The 17,242-nt window shown below is 58.1% G+C and carries 14 protein-coding genes; 5 read left to right on the top strand and 9 right to left on the bottom strand.

Features of this window, described 5'->3' with window-relative positions; all coding sequences use genetic code 11:
* Positions 1–89 precede the first annotated feature (89 nt).
* The 4 genes from ACNSOI_RS17275 to ACNSOI_RS17260 form a co-directional block, all read right to left on the bottom strand.
* The gene (locus tag ACNSOI_RS17275) at positions 90–1,073 is read right to left on the bottom strand and encodes a lipid A deacylase LpxR family protein (RefSeq protein WP_420194635.1); all 984 of its coding nucleotides are present in this window, start codon (positions 1,071–1,073) and stop codon (positions 90–92) included.
* Positions 1,074–1,424: 351 nt separating this feature from the next.
* Positions 1,425–2,315: an alpha/beta fold hydrolase gene (locus ACNSOI_RS17270; RefSeq protein WP_420194634.1), complete on the bottom strand. Its 891-nt coding sequence runs from the start codon at positions 2,313–2,315 to the stop codon at positions 1,425–1,427.
* Positions 2,305–2,796, bottom strand: a complete 492-nt coding sequence (locus ACNSOI_RS17265) for a PaaI family thioesterase (RefSeq protein ID WP_420194633.1) — start codon at positions 2,794–2,796, stop codon at positions 2,305–2,307. Before ACNSOI_RS17265 ends, ACNSOI_RS17270 begins: the two co-directional genes overlap by 11 nt.
* 5 nt (positions 2,797–2,801) lie before the next feature.
* Positions 2,802–3,278, bottom strand: a complete 477-nt coding sequence (locus tag ACNSOI_RS17260) for a PaaI family thioesterase (protein ID WP_420194632.1) — start codon at positions 3,276–3,278, stop codon at positions 2,802–2,804.
* 258 nt (positions 3,279–3,536) lie between these two features.
* On the opposite strand from ACNSOI_RS17260, the gene ACNSOI_RS17255 reads away from it, so the two are divergent.
* Entirely contained in the window at positions 3,537–4,181 is a 645-nt protein-coding gene (locus ACNSOI_RS17255; protein ID WP_420194631.1) for a TetR/AcrR family transcriptional regulator, read from the top strand.
* 108 nt (positions 4,182–4,289) lie between these two features.
* Here ACNSOI_RS17255 and ACNSOI_RS17250 read toward each other — a convergent pair whose 3' ends face one another.
* Together ACNSOI_RS17250 and ACNSOI_RS17245 are read right to left on the bottom strand one after the other, a co-directional pair.
* Entirely contained in the window at positions 4,290–5,081 is a 792-nt protein-coding gene (locus tag ACNSOI_RS17250; protein ID WP_420194630.1) for a MipA/OmpV family protein, read from the bottom strand.
* A gap of 72 nt (positions 5,082–5,153) precedes the next feature.
* A complete protein-coding gene (locus tag ACNSOI_RS17245; RefSeq protein ID WP_420194629.1) occupies positions 5,154–5,291 on the bottom strand; it encodes a hypothetical protein in 138 nt (45 codons plus the stop codon).
* Between the two features lie 244 nt (positions 5,292–5,535).
* Between ACNSOI_RS17245 and ACNSOI_RS17240 the strand changes: the two genes are divergently transcribed.
* The gene (locus ACNSOI_RS17240) at positions 5,536–7,362 is read left to right on the top strand and encodes an SLC13 family permease (RefSeq protein WP_420194628.1); all 1,827 of its coding nucleotides are present in this window, start codon (positions 5,536–5,538) and stop codon (positions 7,360–7,362) included.
* Here the strand turns inward: ACNSOI_RS17240 and ACNSOI_RS17235 are convergent, their stop codons facing one another.
* A complete protein-coding gene (locus ACNSOI_RS17235) occupies positions 7,363–8,922 on the bottom strand; it encodes a phospholipase D family protein (RefSeq protein ID WP_420194627.1) in 1,560 nt (519 codons plus the stop codon).
* Positions 8,900–9,502, bottom strand: a complete 603-nt coding sequence (locus ACNSOI_RS17230) for a TetR family transcriptional regulator (protein ID WP_420194626.1) — start codon at positions 9,500–9,502, stop codon at positions 8,900–8,902. The genes ACNSOI_RS17235 and ACNSOI_RS17230 overlap by 23 nt, the downstream gene beginning before the upstream one ends.
* A 172-nt stretch (positions 9,503–9,674) precedes the next feature.
* Here ACNSOI_RS17230 and ACNSOI_RS17225 point away from each other — a divergent pair, with 172 nt between their 5' ends.
* The 3 genes from ACNSOI_RS17225 (at position 9,675) to senA (ending at position 15,623) form a co-directional block, all read left to right on the top strand.
* Positions 9,675–10,841: an efflux RND transporter periplasmic adaptor subunit gene (locus ACNSOI_RS17225; protein WP_420194625.1), complete on the top strand. Its 1,167-nt coding sequence runs from the start codon at positions 9,675–9,677 to the stop codon at positions 10,839–10,841.
* Positions 10,841–13,954 carry an efflux RND transporter permease subunit gene (locus tag ACNSOI_RS17220; protein WP_420194624.1) on the top strand — a complete coding sequence of 1,038 codons (3,114 nt, stop codon included), beginning with the start codon at positions 10,841–10,843 and terminating at the stop codon, positions 13,952–13,954. The genes ACNSOI_RS17225 and ACNSOI_RS17220 overlap by 1 nt, the downstream gene beginning before the upstream one ends.
* A gap of 322 nt (positions 13,955–14,276) precedes the next feature.
* Positions 14,277–15,623 carry a selenoneine synthase SenA gene (gene senA / locus ACNSOI_RS17215; protein ID WP_420194623.1) on the top strand — a complete coding sequence of 449 codons (1,347 nt, stop codon included), beginning with the start codon at positions 14,277–14,279 and terminating at the stop codon, positions 15,621–15,623.
* On the opposite strand, the gene ACNSOI_RS17210 is transcribed toward senA, so the two are convergent.
* Positions 15,593–17,164 carry a cation:proton antiporter gene (locus ACNSOI_RS17210; protein WP_420194622.1) on the bottom strand — a complete coding sequence of 524 codons (1,572 nt, stop codon included), beginning with the start codon at positions 17,162–17,164 and terminating at the stop codon, positions 15,593–15,595. The genes senA and ACNSOI_RS17210 overlap by 31 nt on opposite strands.
* Positions 17,165–17,242 lie beyond the last annotated feature (78 nt).

Below are 17,242 nucleotides of genomic sequence, written 5' to 3'. Positions count from 1 at the left end.
AGGCCATTTTCATGTTTCGTGGGTCTCCTGGCTATCCATGAATGATTCGGTGTTTCCTATGAGACCGTGTTTTATCAGGCGCTTTGATCTCAATAGCGCCATCCCGCTGAAATCGTCCCAAAAGACAATGCAGCCTTGTTGGTTTCGTTCTGGCTGGTGGTTGCTCTCAGGGTAATCGAGAACTGAAAGCTGGGCGCATGCCAGCCTACACCAACCCCTGCCAGGCCGACCAGAGGGCGCTGATCGTAGCTATAGCGGCCCGATTGCTCTTCCAGGTAAGTGTAGGGTATGGCCTCGATACCCGCGCCAATAAAGGCGGCCCATCCGGAGCCAGTGGACTTTAGCGACCCCGGCAACCCGATGGTTGAGGAGGCACCTGCATAATCGGGAATAAGGTTGGCGGGCAAGTTGGTGCCGATACGCCATGACAGACCCAGGTCTACGCTGGTGATAAAATTCGACAGCCGGCTGCTGGCCACCCAGGCGGCATCCTGGGATATACCGCTTTTCATTTCACGGCGGAATAACCTTCTGGCATGGAAGGCGTGAACTCCAGCCGTTACATCAGAGCCGAGCTGGTTGTCCCAGCCTTTCGGGTCGGTGCTGCCGGTCAGTTTATGAACCCATTTTTGAGTGGCCTCAGCGCCGGAATCTGGGCCAACGACTCCCAGCTCAACGCCAAATCCGGTCAAAGAGCCGGTGCCCATGCTCCAGAGTGTTGCAGATCCGGACAGATAACCGACATAAGGGAGGTCGTCGAAAACCGGCTCTGTCGCCTCAATATCTTCCGGGGTGACCATCAACTGAGTCAGGCTGATGGTCACTGTATGCGAATTGCCGGGTTGACCGATGACCGGCAGCCATTCCAATGAGTTTCGGGCGTTTTTTGCGAGGCACAGCATGCAATCATCATCTCTTTCGGCGGAAGGGCTCAGGTACGATAGGCGGCCGCCATTGGTATAGCCTTTGTCGGTTCCCGTCAGCAGGTCGTTGTCCCAGGAGATGCTCAGGACCCCAGAGCTTGCCGCGGCTATAGTCGGCGAGAGAGTAAGGAGAAAAATAGCCAGTCTCAAGCAATGTTTCCTCGTTAAGAGCAAGAGTTTATATTTAATTGCCTGGTAAACTCGTGTTTTGGGACGCTTGTTAAGCGACACGAACACTCATTGCTTTATGTAATCCCCATGTTTAGTCGTCGGGGCTAAGTTTAAGGCTGCGTGATGAACTATGTTATTCGAACACGGCATCATCTTTTCAACAAAAAGACCTTGCCGCAGCTGAAGAATCCCTTTTTCGCAATCAGCAGAGCGAATGCTGCATGCTGACCTCGATCAAATGCAGGGTAGAGACGCGATGATAAGATACGAACTTTAGTATGCATCGACAAAAACTCCCACCTGGTTGAACAAAAACAGTTAAACCGGATGCTATTGGGTCGATAAACCCTGCAAAACGGCATCGCAAACTGCATCCGGTCGCTCCATCGGCAGGAAATGGGTCGTTCCGGAGTGGGCGCGCACGTCAGCTGAAGGCAGCAGGGTGCGGAGGCGTTTGCGCGCTGCTGGAGAAAAGGTTGATGAGTGTTCTGCGGCCAGTGCAATAACTGGACACTTCACCTCGCTAATACCGGGCCAGGGGTTGTGTTCTGTATTGGCGAAAATGGCGCTTTCCCAGGCCGGTGAGCAGGCCAGGCGAACCTGATCGCCCTGTGGCACGAAGGCATGCTGAACGTAGGCTTCAAGCCATGCATCGGGCCAGGTCTTGAAGCCGCCGCGGCCACGATAATTGCTCACGGCCATAGCGTGCGACTCAAATACACTGCGCCGACGTGCGGCCCCGGCCGCCAACGCAAACCGGTGAGACCGGCGTAGCCGCTTGGCCAACCACAGCATTCCGCCCTGCCAGGCATCCATAATGACGGGCTCTGCGAGGATCAAACCGCGCACTTTGTCTGGTCGTCGGGCGGCCGCCATGATGCTGGTGGTGGCTCCAATGGAGTGGCCAGCAAGCCAGATCGGCTCATCCAGGCTATCCAGAAATTCGGTCAGGTCCCGATAGAATATTTCCCAGCTTTGTAGTGTCGCAGTTTTTGCCGCCTCGGCACTGGCGCCGTGCCCTCGCATGTCCCAGGCAACAACATTAAACGAGCCGGTCAGGTTCTCAAGCAACGTAGTGTAAAGGCGGCCATGGAAACCCGTCGCATGAGCCCAATGCAGAGTTGGCTGTCCCGAACATTGGGGCCAGCGCCACAGTGTGATTTCCTGGCCATCCGGGGCCCTGAATCCGTCGCGTTCGGCTATGCTCTGCTTACCCTTCATGATCACCTTGGTGGTTAGTATCCGTTTTTGCGAATAGTAGCTGAACCCGTCCGCTGGTGATCGGTCGGTCTTTTTCATCCTGCCAGCAGGTTACCTGCACTAAGCTGGTGCGGCGACCCTGGCGAATAATCTCGGCGCTGGCGAGCGTGTGTTTTGCCTGCGCCGAGCGAAGGTAATTGATGTTGCTGTCCAGAATGCGCGGGCAACGTGCTTTCGCATCTTCGCTTTGCGCAGCAATGCGCGCGGTGATCTCTATTAGCGCTCCCAGGACACCGCCATGAAGGGCGGGCAGCATGAAATTGCCGATCAGAGCTTCATGAAAAGGCAGGCTTACAATTAAACCGGCCGAGTCTTTCGGGATGTCAAGGCCAAGATGTCGAGCGTAGGGGATGCGGTCCAGAAGGTCCTGATAGCTCCTACTTGCGTCCCTGCTCTGGGTCAGCCCGGAATCTGGTATCGTTGAATTGGCGCTGGTGGTCATATGGCTTACTTTTCTCCTGCGACCGCTTGGAAGCTTTGTCCATCGATGTTTCGCACGAACGTGGCGCTGCCGGTTGCTACCGGCTTACTATCGCCATTGCAGAAGACCTCACAATGGATAAATGCAATCTCTTCCGTTAAATGTCGGCAAGTGGCAACCGCCAACAGGTCACGATTGCCGCCAGCAGGTCGCAGATAATCCATACGCAAATCCAGCGTGGCGATCGGGGTCAGCTCCTGAGCCTCAGCGAACACCGCCAGCCCACTGGCTGAGTCGGCTAGTGAGTAAAGCACGCTGGTACAAATTTCCCCTCCGCCATCGTCTGCAAACATCCACGGCTGCGGGGAGAGGCGCATGCTAGCTTGGTTGCCCTCCACATGGACGACCTTCATGCCCAGGTCCTTGCCGTGGGGCACTTGCTCGGTGAACTGCCACGCAGTCTTTACCGAGTCACTGTGCTGGAACCTGTTCGACTCAGTCATCGGAACTGCGCAGCCTGGCTGCCGTTCTGAGCATGTGTTGGCGACTGGGAGCGGTTTTTGATCATAGGTGATCGCCCTTTTGTTTTTTTTCGGTAAGAAAATGGCCACTTGAGTTTGGTTGGTTGACCAACTAAAAGTCAAGAGCGAATTGGGCGCAAATAGCGGCTACCCGCATAATGGCGTACTATCGGCGCAAAGGGTCTGACAGACGCCGCCCTGGTGAACAATGCACTGGCCTGCCGAGGAGATGTTAAAACCATGGTTCACAGACAGGTTCCACCTGTACGCAAGCTGGACGAGCAGGGCCATGTTTTGTCCAATGCGGCCCGGCTTTTTCGTGAGAAAGGTTTCGAGAAGACGTCTCTCAAGGAAATTGCCGAGGCTTGTGACATGCTACCCGGGAGCCTTTACTACCGTTACAGCACCAAAGAAGCACTCCTTGTCGAGCTGATGCGACGGGGAGTCGACCTGGTGACCGCAGAGGTGGAATTGGCGCTAACCAGCTCGGATGATCCGGTGGAGAGATTGCGCCTCTGTATCAATGCGCATCTGCGCGCTTTGTTGGTTGATTCAGACACGGTGTACGTACTGCTGTTTGAATGGCGTGCGCTAGGCCCTGAGGCGCGAGAGGAAATCATCGAACTGCGGGATCAGTACGAGTCCCTTTGGGCCGGTATCCTGGAAACGATGATGGAGCAGGGAGTAATTCAGAAAGGTGTTGATAGACGGCTGCTTCGCTTGATTGGCCTTGGGGCGCTCAACTGGGTGGCAACGTGGTTCGATCCGAAGGGTGCCCACACACTCGATGCTATTGGCGATTTTATCTGGCGGATCACCATAGATGGTGTGATCAGCCAGGATGCGCAGGCGCTGGCCACAAGCAAGCCCCCGGGCTTTTTGTAGTGGCCAGGTGGTTTACCTTTGAATCTGCACGCCCCGGCTCCGGTCCCGGCGCTCGCGAGCTGTATGTGCGTCATTAATCGCGCCTGTCATATCAGCCCGCTGCAGGTATTAAAAGCGATAGTTCACCGATACACCCCCAAAACCCTGAACTTCATCGCCGATGTCTTTAACGATAGGGCTGTCTTTGGCCTCGCCGGTCAGATAGATTAACCCGGCCAGGCCGGTCAGTGACCAGTCAGTGCTCAGGCTATAGGTCAGGGCACCGCCGAAGCGAAGACGCAAATACCCTTTGTCGGCATCGTAGGCATCCAGACCAGAGCGGGCGCTTTCGGCATCGGAAATGCCAAACCTTTCCTCGGTCCAGCGCTCGCTGCTGTATGTAAGGCCTGGCCCCAAGGACAGGAAGATGTTTTCTGCCAATGGAGCACGCCAGGCACTCCGGAGGCTAATCTGGTAACCTTCGACGTCGCCGGTGACGGGTGTCTTGATTGAAACGTTGTAACTGAACGCACCATCCATCAGGGTAAGACGCAGGCCTACAGCGGCCCCGCTGTCTACCTTATCGAGTTCCCTCAGATCACCTTCGTTGTCGCGGCCAGCGATATAACCTATAAATGCTGAGAGTCTCCAGTCTTCCCTGTTGATGACGTTCAGACCCAGGCCATCCCGAATGTTAAGGAAGAATCGATCGCCATAACGCAGGTTCAGGTTGGGCAAGGCCCGTGTCTCGTAATCGTCGCTGCCCAGATAGTCCGGCGCGTAAAAGGCTCCTACGCCAATGCTGCCATCCCAGTCTGAGCTGGTCATTGCGTTCTGTCCGTCAGCGGCAGCAAATGCATCGGCGCTGACGGCTGCCAGAGATAGGGCAAGAGTTGTCGGGACAAACTTTCTCAGTGACATCAGGCGGCCCCTTTATTGGCGAAGAAAACGGAATCGACAAAGAATACGGATAGCAATCCAATTGAGATGTCTTTAGTCTTCAGTCGGGTCTTTAATCGTTTCATCATCCTCTCCCAGAGCTTCGATGCCAGAGGCTGATGCGCTGAGCCAGTTGTTCATTTCAATCAGATCCTGGGAGCTCGGGGTGCCGGTGGACTGTTCAAGGTTCACGGTGTTGAGAACGCAGTCGTAACGGGCGTTGGCGAAGTTTTGCAGGGCTTCGTAATAGTTCGCTCTCCGTCAACTACTTCGACAATGCTGCGAGTGCCCACATCGTAGCCGGCTGAAGCCGACAGGCTCGATCCAGCCGTCCTGAAGAAAGTGCAGGATCGCCGATTGTTGCTCCAGAGTTAACTCATCCGCGCCTGTCGGTACCAGCGTGCCACCATCACCGGCCGAGGAGTGGAGTGGTTTCATGTTGACTGATCAATGGACGGTGTTTCTGATACTGGGCCTGGCCTTGGTTCTGTTCGTCTGGAACCGCCTGCGCTTTGATATCGTGGCTATGCTGGCTTTGCTGGCGGTTGCTGTTACTGGTCTGGTTGCCCCTAACCAATTGTTCACCGGCTTTGGCCACCCGGCAGTGATTACCGTGGCGGCTGTGCTGGTAATCAGCCAGGGGCTGGTAAATGGTGGCGTGGTGGATGCGGTCGCCCGATTGCTCGGTAAGGTTGGGCGCAACGCCGTGCTGCAAGTCATCACCCTGACTCTGGTGGTGGCCTTGTGTTCCGGCTTTATCAATAACGTTGGGGCGCTGGCGCTGTTGATGCCGGTGGCCATCTGGATGTCCCGGCAGTCCGGCCGCTCTCCGTCCTTACTGTTGATGCCGCTTGCCTTCGGGTCTTTGCTGGGCGGCACCATCACCCTGATTGGTACACCCCCCAATATCATCATTGCCAGTTACCGCGAAGCGGGCTCGTTCGGGCTGTTTGATTTCGCGCCGGTGGGGCTGGCCATCACGGTCGCCGGTGTGCTTTTTATCGGGCTGATTGGCTGGCGGTTAACGCCGAAGCGTGACGACCCGGCCAATGGCGACAAGCTGTTTACGGTGGGCGAGTATGTGACCGAACTGAAGGTGCCGGAGGGTTCGGACTACGCCGGTGGCACACTGCACAACCTGTTAATGGCCGGTGACAGTCAGCAGAACCCGGTGGTGCTGTCGCTGATTCGGGGTGACAAAACCACGCCGGCGCCCTCCACCTACACGGTGCTGCGGGAGCAGGATGTGTTACTGGTGGTGGCGGACACCGACAGTCTGCAGGAATTTATCGAGCACACCGGCCTGGCCCTGGCCACAACGGTTGCTGACGATAAACCGGACGATGACAGCGAAGAGTACTCGAAGCAGGCGGCCCGCCGGAAAGATGCCGAAGAGAATCTGGAAGCTGGAGATGTCCGGCTGGTAGAAGCGGTGGTTATACCGGGCTCAAGGCTGGTAGGGCGCACGGCTAACCACCTTAACCTGCGGGAAAGATACAGTGTGAACATTGTTGCGGTGGCTCGTCAGGGGCACCGGCTGAAGCAGCGGTTGGCGAATATCCGGTTCCGGTCTGGCGATATCCTGCTGGTACAGGGGTTCGAAGCCAGCCTGTCGGGAACCTTGCAGGACCTCGGTTGCCTGCCCTTGGCTGAGCGGGGCCTGACATTCGGCCGGGAAAAAAATCTGGCTCTAGCGGGCGGGCTGTTTGCAGCGGCTATTGTGGTGATTGTGGCCGGCTGGCTGGCCCCGCCTGTGGCCCTGGTGGCCTGTGCCGTGGCCATGGTACTGGCGGGTTTGCTGGATACCAGTGAAGCCTACAAGGCCATCGACTGGTCGGTGATCGTACTGCTGGCGGCAATGATTCCCGTGGGCCAGGCGCTGGAAACTACCGGCGGGGCTGAGTTGATTGCGGGGCAGATTCTGGCTATTGGCGAAGGTCAGTCGCCCTGGATTGTGCTGACCATCATTCTGGTGGGTTCCATGCTGTTGTCGAATATCGTCAATAATGCTGCGGCAGCGATTCTGGTGGCGCCGATTGCCCTGGGGGTATCTTCACAGCTCGGGCTGGCGTCAGACGCTACCCTGATGGCGGTGGCGATTGGTGCTTCCTGCGCCTTCCTGACGCCCATCGGGCACCAGTCAAACGCGCTGGTGATGGAGCCGGCAGGCTATCGGTTCGGTGATTACTGGCGTCTTGGCTTGCCACTGTCTGTGGTCGTGACGGCGGTGGCAGTGCCGATGATCCTTTGGGTCTGGGCCTGATCAGAGCAGCGGTTCCAGCGGCAGCAGCGACATCAGGAAAGCTCCTGCGCGTCGGCTGGCGGAGGTGTGTGGCTCTTTGCTGTGGATGGTCTTGCCACCGCTGTTCTGTTCAACCCAGTACAAACGGTTGCGGGAATCCAGCCGCACCCGGTAGCTGCTGCTGGGCAGCAGGGAGCTGATCACGTCCTCCATGGTTGCGGCCAGTTCTTCACTTTCAATGATAAAGCCCAGCTCTGTGTTGAGGTTCATCGACCGAGGGTCGAAGTTGAACGAGCCGATAAAGATATCGTTGTAATCCACCACAAACGTTTTGGCATGCAGGCTGGAGCCGGAGCTGCCAAAGGGACCCGCTGATTCGTGGGGTTCTGTGGGCTCACTGCCCAGTTTGCGCATTTCAAACAGTTCCACCCCGGCTTTGATCAGCGGTTTGCGGTAACGGGCATAGCCGGAATGCACCGCGACCACATCCGTGGCTTCCAGAGAGTTGGTCAGGATACGGACCCGAACACCTTGCCGGGCCAACTCCTGAAAATACTCCAGCCCTTCGGCGGTTGGCACAAAGTAGGGTGAGATCAGGGTCAGGGAGCGTTCCGGCTCACCTATGGCTTTGCGCAACTGGTGCCTGAGCATCGCTTTTTCGGGGGCTTTGTCCGCGATTTTGTTGGGCGGGTCGCTGATCATTCGGGTTGGTGCCCAGAGCAGAGACAGGTTGCCGGTGACGACCTGCTCCAGTAAGCCGGAGTTTTCCAGCGCGTTCAGGTACTGCCGGGCCGAGGCGGCATCCTGGCGCTGCCTGAGCTGCCGGAGAATCTCTGCGGCGTCGGTGGTCACGGCCGGTAGCAGAGTGTGCACCGGATAACTGAACCGGCTGTTCCAGTATTTATCGAAATCAGTAGAAACCTCGTTCACTACCGGGCCGGCAGCCAGCACATCGAGGTCAGAAAACAGCAGCCCGTCGGTTGCGCCGAAGTACTCATCGCCGATATTGCGGCCGCCTATAATGGTGGCCTGGTTGTCGGCGGTGAAGGATTTGTTGTGCATGCGCCGGTGCAGCCGGGAGAAGTCGGTGATATAGCCAAGCCATTTCGGGGAGCGCACCACAAAGGGGTTGAACAGGCGAATGTGGATGTTGGGGTGGTCGGCCAGTGCAGACAGCGTTTCATCGAGGCCGCGAATGCCGTTGTCATCCAGCAGCAGGCGCACGCGAACGCCCCGATCGGCGGCGGCCAGTAGCGATTCCAGCAGTAATGTGCCGGTAATATCGCTGTGCCAGATATAGTACTGGACATCCAGGGTTGTCTCGGCGGCTTCAGCCAGCAGGATCCTGGCCACGAATGCATCGCGGGCATCAGCGAGGGGATGAATGCCGGATAAGCCCGGGTGGGCTAGGCGCTTGGGGTGCCAGGCGCGGCCAAGGCGGGTCTCAGCGGTGATATGGTCAGCCACCAGGGTGTGTTCGGCTTTCTGCTGCACAACGGGCAGGGCGCACCCAGACACCATCAGGGTGCAAAGCGCGAGCACACGCGCCCGCCAGGTCTCAGGGCTGCGCCAGGATGCCACGGAAGCTGCTTTCCACAAAGAGGGGGGCAGTCTCGGCTAAGGGCCAGCTGTCAGGCGCGGCGAGCCAGTCAAAGAACAGACCCAGCATCTGAGTGTGCAACAAGCAGGCGGCATGTGCAGGTGTCAGTTCCGGGTGCAGCCTTATACGGTTTTCCGGGCGCTCCAGAATTTCCGTGACAAATTCCTTGGCTTCCCGTGCCAGTTCCCGGTGTTTGGCGATGGCCTGGTCAGACTCATTGCGATGGAACAGGATCATGTACACGCGAAAGTAGCGGGTGTCCTGGGCCAGTTTGCGCAGTGCGACAATGCACAGGTTTTTCAGGCTTTCAATCCCCTGGTCTGCTTCCGCCGTTTCATCCATCATCTCTCCCAGGGGCGCCCGTACCCGCTCAAGCATGGCGTCCAGAATGTCTGCCTTGTTGCGGAAATGCCAGTAGACCGCGCCCCGGGTAACCCCGGCTTTGCGAGCGATCTCCTCCAGCGAGGTCTTGGCCACGCCCTTGTGCATAAAAACGCATTCCGCTGCGTCAAGAATGGCTTCCCGGGTGGCTTCAGCTTCGGCTTTTGTTTTGCGGGCCATGGTTCATCACATTGATCTGGTCGTAAAGGTCCGGAGTATAATTTAAAACGGTTTACATACATACATCAACGGATGTATTTTAGCGAACTACTAACTTTATGGATCATCTCGGGCCCGCAGTCTCATCGCGGCTCGCGTTACGTCTTTAAACCAGTTTTCAGGAGACCGCGCCATGCGCATTGATAACGTTCACCGGCTGATGGCCCGCAAGGGGCTTTGGGTTGCAGGTTTGTCATCCCTGTTGATTCTGGGTGGTTGCAGCAACGATGATGCCGGCAGCCAGCAGGGCGGAGGCATGCCGCCGGCGGCTGTAGTGGTTGAACGGGCCGTGGCGGAAGATGTAAGCGTGCGCCAGGACTACGCCGGCCGTGCACGGGGCGCCCGTGAGGTGGAAGTACGGGCGCGCATTCAGGGCATCCTTGAGGAACGCCTGTACGAAGAGGGCCAGATGGTCCAGGAAGGCGAGCCGCTGTTCCGGATCGACCGCAAGCCTGCGGAAGCTGCGTTGCAAAGAGCACAGGCCCAGCGCCAGGTGGCAGAGGCGGACCTGCGCCAGGCCGAGCGGGAGTGGAACCGGATATCATCACTGTTCCAGCGCAACGCGGTGAGCGAGCGCGAGCGCGATTCTGCCCAGTCAGCGCTGGAACTGGCTCAGGCTAATCTGGCCGTGGCCAATGCCGGGGTTGCCCAGGCGGAGCTGGATCTTGGTTATACCTCGGTGACCGCTCCGGTCAGCGGTGTTACCAGCCTGGAAGATTTGCCGGAAGGCAGCTTGATCAGTTCGGGCACGCTGCTGACCACCATTGTGCAGCTTGACCCGATTCACGTGCGCTTTGCCCTGCCGGAGAACGACGCCAATATTCGCCGGGTTGCCCGTGAGGGCATGCGCGGCACCGCCAAGCAGGAAGTGGCTGCACGGCTGGTCCTGGCAGACGGCCAGGAGTACGAGCTGGATGGCCAGATCGACTTCACCGCATCCACCCTGGATCCTCGTACCGGTACCGTGTCGGCCCGGGCGATCTTTGCCAACCCCGAGAATGTGATTGTGCCTGGCCAGTTCGTGCGCGTGCGGGTTGAATTGCAAAGCTTTGAAGATGCCATCGCCATTCCGGAGAAGGCGGTGACCCAGGGGCCAGACGGGCCTGTGGTGTATGTGGTTGGTGAAGACGGTGCCGCGGAGGTCCGCCAGGTTGAGCTTGGCCCGGTGAGCGGTGGCCGCCAGATTATTCTCAGTGGCCTGGAAGCCGGCGATCGATACATTGTCAGCGGCCTGGTCAACCTGCGGGACGGTGCCGAGGTGAACGTGACCAATGAGGAAGACGAGGGAGGTACTGACTGATGCTCCGTACCTTTATCGATAGGCCGATCTTTGCGTCGGTCGTTTCTATCATCATTACACTGGGCGGTATTCTGGCGCTGATTGGCCTGCCCGTTGAGCAGTACCCGAACGTGGTACCGCCCCAGGTGGTGGTGGATGGCCGGTTCCCGGGTGCCAGCGCGGACGTGATCTCCGATTCGGTGGTGGCACCACTGGAGCAGGAAATCAACGGCGTGGACAATATGATTTACCTGGAATCCAACGCTACCGACTCGGGCAGCTTTCGGGTAACCGTTTCGTTTGAGATCGGTACTGATCCGGATCAGGCCACCATCAACGTTAATAACCGGGTACAGCAGGCCCTTGCCCGCTTGCCACAACCGGTCCGTGACCAGGGTCTGAAGGTGGAGGCCCGTTCCACGTCAATCCTGCAGGTTATTACCCTGTCGTCGCCGGATAACACTATGGACGTGGTGGAAATCTCCAACTATGCCCTGCTCAACGTGCTTGATGAGCTGGTGCGTTTGCCGGGGATTGGCGATGCTTCGCTGTTCGGCGCCCAGGATTACTCGATGCGGATCTGGCTGCGGCCTGACAAACTGGCGCAGTACGAGCTAACCCCGAATGATGTGGCCATCGCCCTGCGTGCCCAGAATGCCCAGTTTGCTGCGGGCCGTATCGGGGCAGAACCGGCACCGGAAGGGCAGGCGTTTACCTTCAGTGTCTCGGCGCCGGGCCGCCTGACCAGCCCGGAAGAGTTCGGCGAGGTGATCCTGCGCAGTGATGACCAGGGTGCATCTCTTCGCCTGAAAGACGTCGCCCGCATCGAGCTGGGCGCCCAGAACTATGACTTTGCAGCTGTTTATAACGGCGGCACCACCGTGCCTCTGGGGGTGTATCTGCAACCGGGAGCAAACGCCCTGGACGCTGCGGATGCAGTGAATTCTGCCATGCAGGAAATTTCAGAGCGTTTCCCGGAGGGGCTGGAATTCGACGTACCCTACGACACTACCCGGTTCATTGATATCTCCATTCAGGAGGTGATCTCCACCTTCATTGTGGCGGTGTTGTTGGTGGTGTTGGTGACATTCCTGTTCCTGCAACACTTTAATGCGACCCTGATTCCGCTCATTGCGATTCCAGTGTCCCTGATCGGTACCTTTGCCGGCATGCAGGCGCTGGGCTTCTCGGTCAACCTTTTGACCCTGTTCGGGTTGATATTGGCCATCGGGGTGGTGGTGGATAACGCCATCATCATCATGGAAAACGCCGAGCGCCTGATGAAAGAGCAGGCCATGTCCGCCTATAACGCGGCAGTGGCGACGGTCCAGCAAGTCTCTGGGGCGGTGGTGTCGTCTACCTTGGTGTTGGTGGCGGTATTTGCGCCGGTAGCCTTTTTGGGTGGGCTCAGTGGTGAGTTGTACCGACAATTTGCCATAACCATTGCCGTTTCCGTGGTGATTTCGGGCGTAGTGGCGCTCACGCTGACGCCGGCCATGTGTGCCTTGCTGCTGGGCCATGAAGGCAAACAGCTGACCGTGTTCCGCTGGTTTGATGCCGGCTTCGACAAACTCACCAACGGTTTCGCTGCCGTAGTGGACTGGCTGCTACGCCACGCGATCATTGGTGTGCTGTTGTTTGCCGCCATGATTGGCGCAACCGCCTTCCTACTGAACAAAATGCCGTCGGGCCTTGTGCCCCAGGAAGATCAGGGCTTTGTGCTGGCGGCTTATTCGCTGCCTCCCACATCGGCCTTGAGCCGGACGGAGGATACACGCGACCAGTTGGTTGAGCAGATGATGCAGCTACCCGAAGTGAAGGAAGTTGTGGCCTTTGCCGGCTTCGATATTATCTCCAGTGCCCTGCGGACCAACAGTGGTGTAGCCTTTGTGACCCTGGAAGACTGGGCAGAGCGTGAAGGTGAAGGCCAGAGTGCGGCCGAGATTGCGAACAAGGTCATGGGTATTGGCTTTGGTATGCCGGAAGCGTTCGTGATTGCCTTTACCCCGCCTCCGATTCAGGGCTTGTCCACCACCGGTGGTGTTGAAGGCTATATACAGGCCCGCGGTGGCCGCACCCCGGCCGAGATCAAGGACATGGCGGACGAGTTCACCCAGGCCGCCAACGAGCGACCGGAGCTACAGAATGTGCGGGTAACCCTGGACACCGGTATTCCCCGGTACCAGGCCAACGTAGACCGGGAGAAAGCACAGGCCGCCGGAGTTCCTATTGACCAGATCTTCACCACCATGCAGAGCACCTTTGGTGGCCTGTACGTGAACGACTTCACCCTGCAGGGCCGCAACTGGCAGGTAAATCTTCAGTCTGAGGGCGAGTTCCGCAGCCATCCGGACGACCTGCGCCGGGTGTTTGTGCGGTCCAACTACGGCGAGATGATTCCGTTGAGCTCCCTGGTGGAGCTGGAGCGGGTCAGCGGCCCGGACATCCTGAACCGCTTCAACGTGTACCCGGCAGCCAAGCTGCTGGCTGATCCCGCGCCTGGCTTCACCACCGGTGATGCCCTGACGGCCCTGCAGGCGGTGGCTGCGGACCAGTTTGATCGCAACACCTTGCTTGGCTGGACCGGTGAAGCCTACCAGCTACAGGATTCGGCCGATTCCGGCATTCTCGCCTTTGGTATGGGGCTGCTTCTGGTATTCCTGATCCTGGCCGCCCAGTACGAGCGCTGGGGCTTGCCGGTGGCCGTGGCGACGGCAGTACCGTTCGGGGTATTCGGTGCTGCTTTGGCCTCGTTGCTCCGTGGCTTCCCCAACGACATCTACTTCCAGGTGGGTTTGTTGGTGCTGATTGGCCTGGCTGCGAAGAACGCGATTTTGATCGTCGAATTCGCCGCCCAGAACCGTAAAAGCGGCATGAGTTCATTTGAAGCTGCCAGCACCGCTGCACGCCAGCGCTTCCGGGCCATTATGATGACGGCACTGACCTTCATCGTGGGCTCGATGCCGCTGGCCTTCAGTACCGGTGCCGGTGCGGTTTCCCGTCAGGAAATCGGTACGGTGGTGGTGGGCGGTATGCTCGCAGCCAGTACCCTGGCGCTGTTCTTCGTGCCGCTGTTCTACAAGCTGATCGAAGATCTGGCCGATTGGCGGCGCGACCGCAAGAAGGCTGCCTGAGGTGGCCTGATTTCCTGTGCCTATCGTATTGATAGCGACTGAACCGCCGCGGGTTTCTGCCCCCGGCGGTTTTTTCTTTGTTATTCTGTTTGAGTGCAGGAATCAGTGATGGGGAGGGGCTTTCTGAAACACGCTGTGAATACATCCGTGTACGCTCTGCTCCGCCCCTTGGCGCTAATTGCTCCTGCGTCGCGCCAATGGTCCATGGCTAGCCCGTGAAGAGCTGTTCGCTCTACACCCATGGCTCCGCAAGGTTTCAGAAAGCCCCTCCCCATCACTGATCCCCAGACTGTGGGAGTGAAACGCTCTGGAGTTAGAACAAATGGTTGCTGAAGACAAGAAAATACAGGTCCTGGAAGATCTGGAACTGGCTCGGACTCGCACCAAACAGCTGATCTGCACGCTGCCGGAGCAGCAACTGGATGTTCCCTACCACCCTGGTGTGAACCCGCCTCTCTGGGAAATGGGGCATTCTGCGTTCTTCTACGAGGTCTTCGTGTTCAACCTGTTGGATGGCACGCCCAGCTTCGATCCATCCATGGACGATCTCTGGGACTCCTTCCATGTCGAACATACGGATCGCTGGCGGCGGGATCTGTTTCCCGGCCGGGAAGAAACCCTCACGTATTTCAATACCATTTACGACCGGGTAGCAGAGCGCATCAAGAGCCGGGAACTGACCGAGCGGGAGCTGTACCTCTACCGCTACGCGATTTACCACCAGAACATGCACATTGAATCACTGATCTGGTGCCGGCAGACGGTGGGGTATCCGGCGCCTGTGGACTTCAAGGGAGACCGGCCAGCCCCCGGTGAGGCGATCACCGGGGATGTGGAAATCCCTGCCGGGCGTTGGGTGATTGGTATGCCCGGCGAGTCTGAACACTATGCGACAGACGACTTTGCCTTCGATGCCGAGAAACCCAGGTTCGAGATTGAGCTGCCGGCATTTGCTATCAGTCGCACGTTGGTGAGCAATCGGGAGTTTCAGGCGTTTGTGGACGATTGTGGTTACCAGCGTCCGGAGCTGTGGTCTTTCGGGGGCAGTAAGTGGCTGGAGTCAGAGCAGGATGTCAGTCTGGTGCACGGGGTAAAAGGGCCGTTGATGCACTCACCCCGGCACCCGTTGTACTGGCGCTGGCACGACGGCCATTGGCAGGAGCGGGTGTTTGACCAGTGGTTACCCCTGGAGCCAGATGCGCCGGTTACCCATGTCACCTACTGGGAGGCGGAAGCCTACTGCAAGTGGGCCGGGCGTCGATTGCCGACGGAATATGAGTGGGAAGTGGCTGCGCTGGGCAACCGGCCCGGGGACACGTTCCGCCGTTATCCCTGGGGCAATCAGGCACCGGATGCCTTGAGAGCTGATCTGGATGGCCGCAGCATGGCTCGGAATCCGGTGTTCGACTATTCCGCCGGAGACAGTTGGTCTGGGTGTCGGCAGATGATTGGTTCGGTGTGGGAGTGGACCACCAACGACTTCTTGCCCTATGACGGTTTCAAGGTGGACATGTACCCGTTTATGTCCACCTTGCAGTTTGCCACCCACAAGGTTACCAAGGGTGGCAGCTGTGCCACATCATCCAACCTGATTCGTGGCACCTACCGGCAGGCTTACCTGCCGTTCCGCAGTGACGTTTATACCGGGTTTCGCACCTGCGCAGGCTGAAGCGCGGTGTTCTCCATAAGGTGGCTGGCGAGTGCGACCCCGGTTTCACTCATGGTCAGGTAGGCGTCGTCGGCGCCCGCCTCGCGGATTTTCTCGGCCTCATCGGCGAACATGGTGTGGGCTACGATGTAGCCCTTGAAGCCGAGTTTGCGCAGCATCCTGGCGGCGATCAGTTTGCCCTCGATATCGTTCATGGCTAGTACCACGGATTCCAGATCGGGCATATGCAAGCCTTCCCAGAAGGTGGTGTCTTCGGCATCGGCGAATACCACGTTACGGCCCTCTTGCTGGTGTTTCTCCGCCTTGGCCGGGTCGGAATCCAGTCCCATCAGGCGGGACTCATGAGGCAGCAGCCAGTCATAGGTGGCTGTTCCTGTTCGCCCCATCCCCATAACAAGAATTTTCGTATCTCCCAGTGAAATTGGCTGCTCATCCGGGTGGCGTTTATGGCTTTCAAAGCCGGCGATCCGGTGTGCGACGCGTTCGTAGATGCCGTGAGCAAACCGGTTAAGCGGGGCTGAAATGACAAATGACAGCGAGACAGTGATGGCCAGTGGAACCAGCCACTGTGGTAGTGCCACGCTTGCGACGATCAGGCCGAATTCGCTGTAATTGGTCAGCGACAAAGAAGTCAAAAAGCTGCTGCGAGCCCGCAAGCGGAAGAGCAGCAGCAAGAAGTAGAACAGAATGCCCTTGAGTGGCAGAACCAGTGCGGTGACGACGGCAAACATCAGGGCTTGCTGGTCTGGCAGGCCGCCAATGCCAATCTGCAGAAAGAAACCCACCAGAAAAACTTCTTTGACGCTCCACAGTGACTTGGCCAGCTCCTGGGAGCGCGGGTGGTTGGCCAGCATGGCTCCGAAAATGAGGGCGCCCAGTTCAGAGCTGAGCCCAACGGCTTCAAAGCCCAGCCCCCCGACAACCAGAGCCAGCAACAGACCAAGCAGCACCAGAAGTTCATCGTGGCCGCTGGCATCCAGCAGTTTGAACAGGAGTGGCCGAAGCAGCGGCAGGCCAAAAATCATCAAGGCCCATTCGGAAGGTGACTTGCCTGCGGCAATACTCATCACCACCAAGGCGATCAGGTCCTGCATGATCAGGATGCCAATGGCAACGCGACCATGGAAGGCTCTAAGTTCCCGTTTACTTTCAAGAACCTTGGCGGCGAGCACGGTGCTGGAGAACGACAGCGCGATGGCCAGCATCAGCGCCGTGGTCCAGTCCAGGTCAAGAAGCCAGTACAGACCGGGGGTAAAAACCAGGCAGGTAATCGAAAAATGCAGCAAGCTGCCGCCGATCACTTCCGGACTGACGATGGACCTGAGCTTGAGTTTCAATCCAACGGTGAACAGCAGCAACAAGACGCCAAGGTGCGCAATATGCTGTAGAACCGCTGTTTCCTCCACCGGTATGCCAGTCATCACCGACATGCCGCTCAAGGCAAAGCCGGCCGCCAGATAGCCCACCAGAGGCGGCAGGCCAACAGCTTTTACAAGCAGTCCAAGGACAAAGGCGAAGGTGATCCAGATGGCTTCAGGCATAAACCAGTTCTTGTCGAGTGTTGAAGTGGCAGCCGGAAGCCTACCTTTTTTCCTGTGTCAAATGTAGTAGCGCTTGGT

This window comes from Marinobacter sp. GH_1 (genome assembly GCF_048595985.1).
Lineage (GTDB): Bacteria > Pseudomonadota > Gammaproteobacteria > Pseudomonadales > Oleiphilaceae > Marinobacter > Marinobacter shengliensis.
This window is presented reverse-complemented; position numbering and strand designations above follow the sequence as displayed.

Coding starts and splice junctions, on each gene's coding strand:
- ACNSOI_RS17270 (WP_420194634.1), bottom strand. CDS start 2,315: ATGAAGGGTAAGCAGAGCATAGCCGAACGCGACGGATTCAGGGCCCCG.
- ACNSOI_RS17265 (WP_420194633.1), bottom strand. CDS start 2,796: ATGACCACCAGCGCCAATTCAACGATACCAGATTCCGGGCTGACCCAG.
- ACNSOI_RS17260 (WP_420194632.1), bottom strand. CDS start 3,278: ATGACTGAGTCGAACAGGTTCCAGCACAGTGACTCGGTAAAGACTGCG.
- ACNSOI_RS17255 (WP_420194631.1), top strand. CDS start 3,537: ATGGTTCACAGACAGGTTCCACCTGTACGCAAGCTGGACGAGCAGGGC.
- ACNSOI_RS17250 (WP_420194630.1), bottom strand. CDS start 5,081: ATGTCACTGAGAAAGTTTGTCCCGACAACTCTTGCCCTATCTCTGGCA.
- ACNSOI_RS17240 (WP_420194628.1), top strand. CDS start 5,536: ATGTTGACTGATCAATGGACGGTGTTTCTGATACTGGGCCTGGCCTTG.
- ACNSOI_RS17230 (WP_420194626.1), bottom strand. CDS start 9,502: ATGGCCCGCAAAACAAAAGCCGAAGCTGAAGCCACCCGGGAAGCCATT.
- ACNSOI_RS17225 (WP_420194625.1), top strand. CDS start 9,675: ATGCGCATTGATAACGTTCACCGGCTGATGGCCCGCAAGGGGCTTTGG.
- ACNSOI_RS17220 (WP_420194624.1), top strand. CDS start 10,841: ATGCTCCGTACCTTTATCGATAGGCCGATCTTTGCGTCGGTCGTTTCT.
- senA (WP_420194623.1), top strand. CDS start 14,277: ATGGTTGCTGAAGACAAGAAAATACAGGTCCTGGAAGATCTGGAACTG.
- ACNSOI_RS17210 (WP_420194622.1), bottom strand. CDS start 17,164: ATGCCTGAAGCCATCTGGATCACCTTCGCCTTTGTCCTTGGACTGCTT.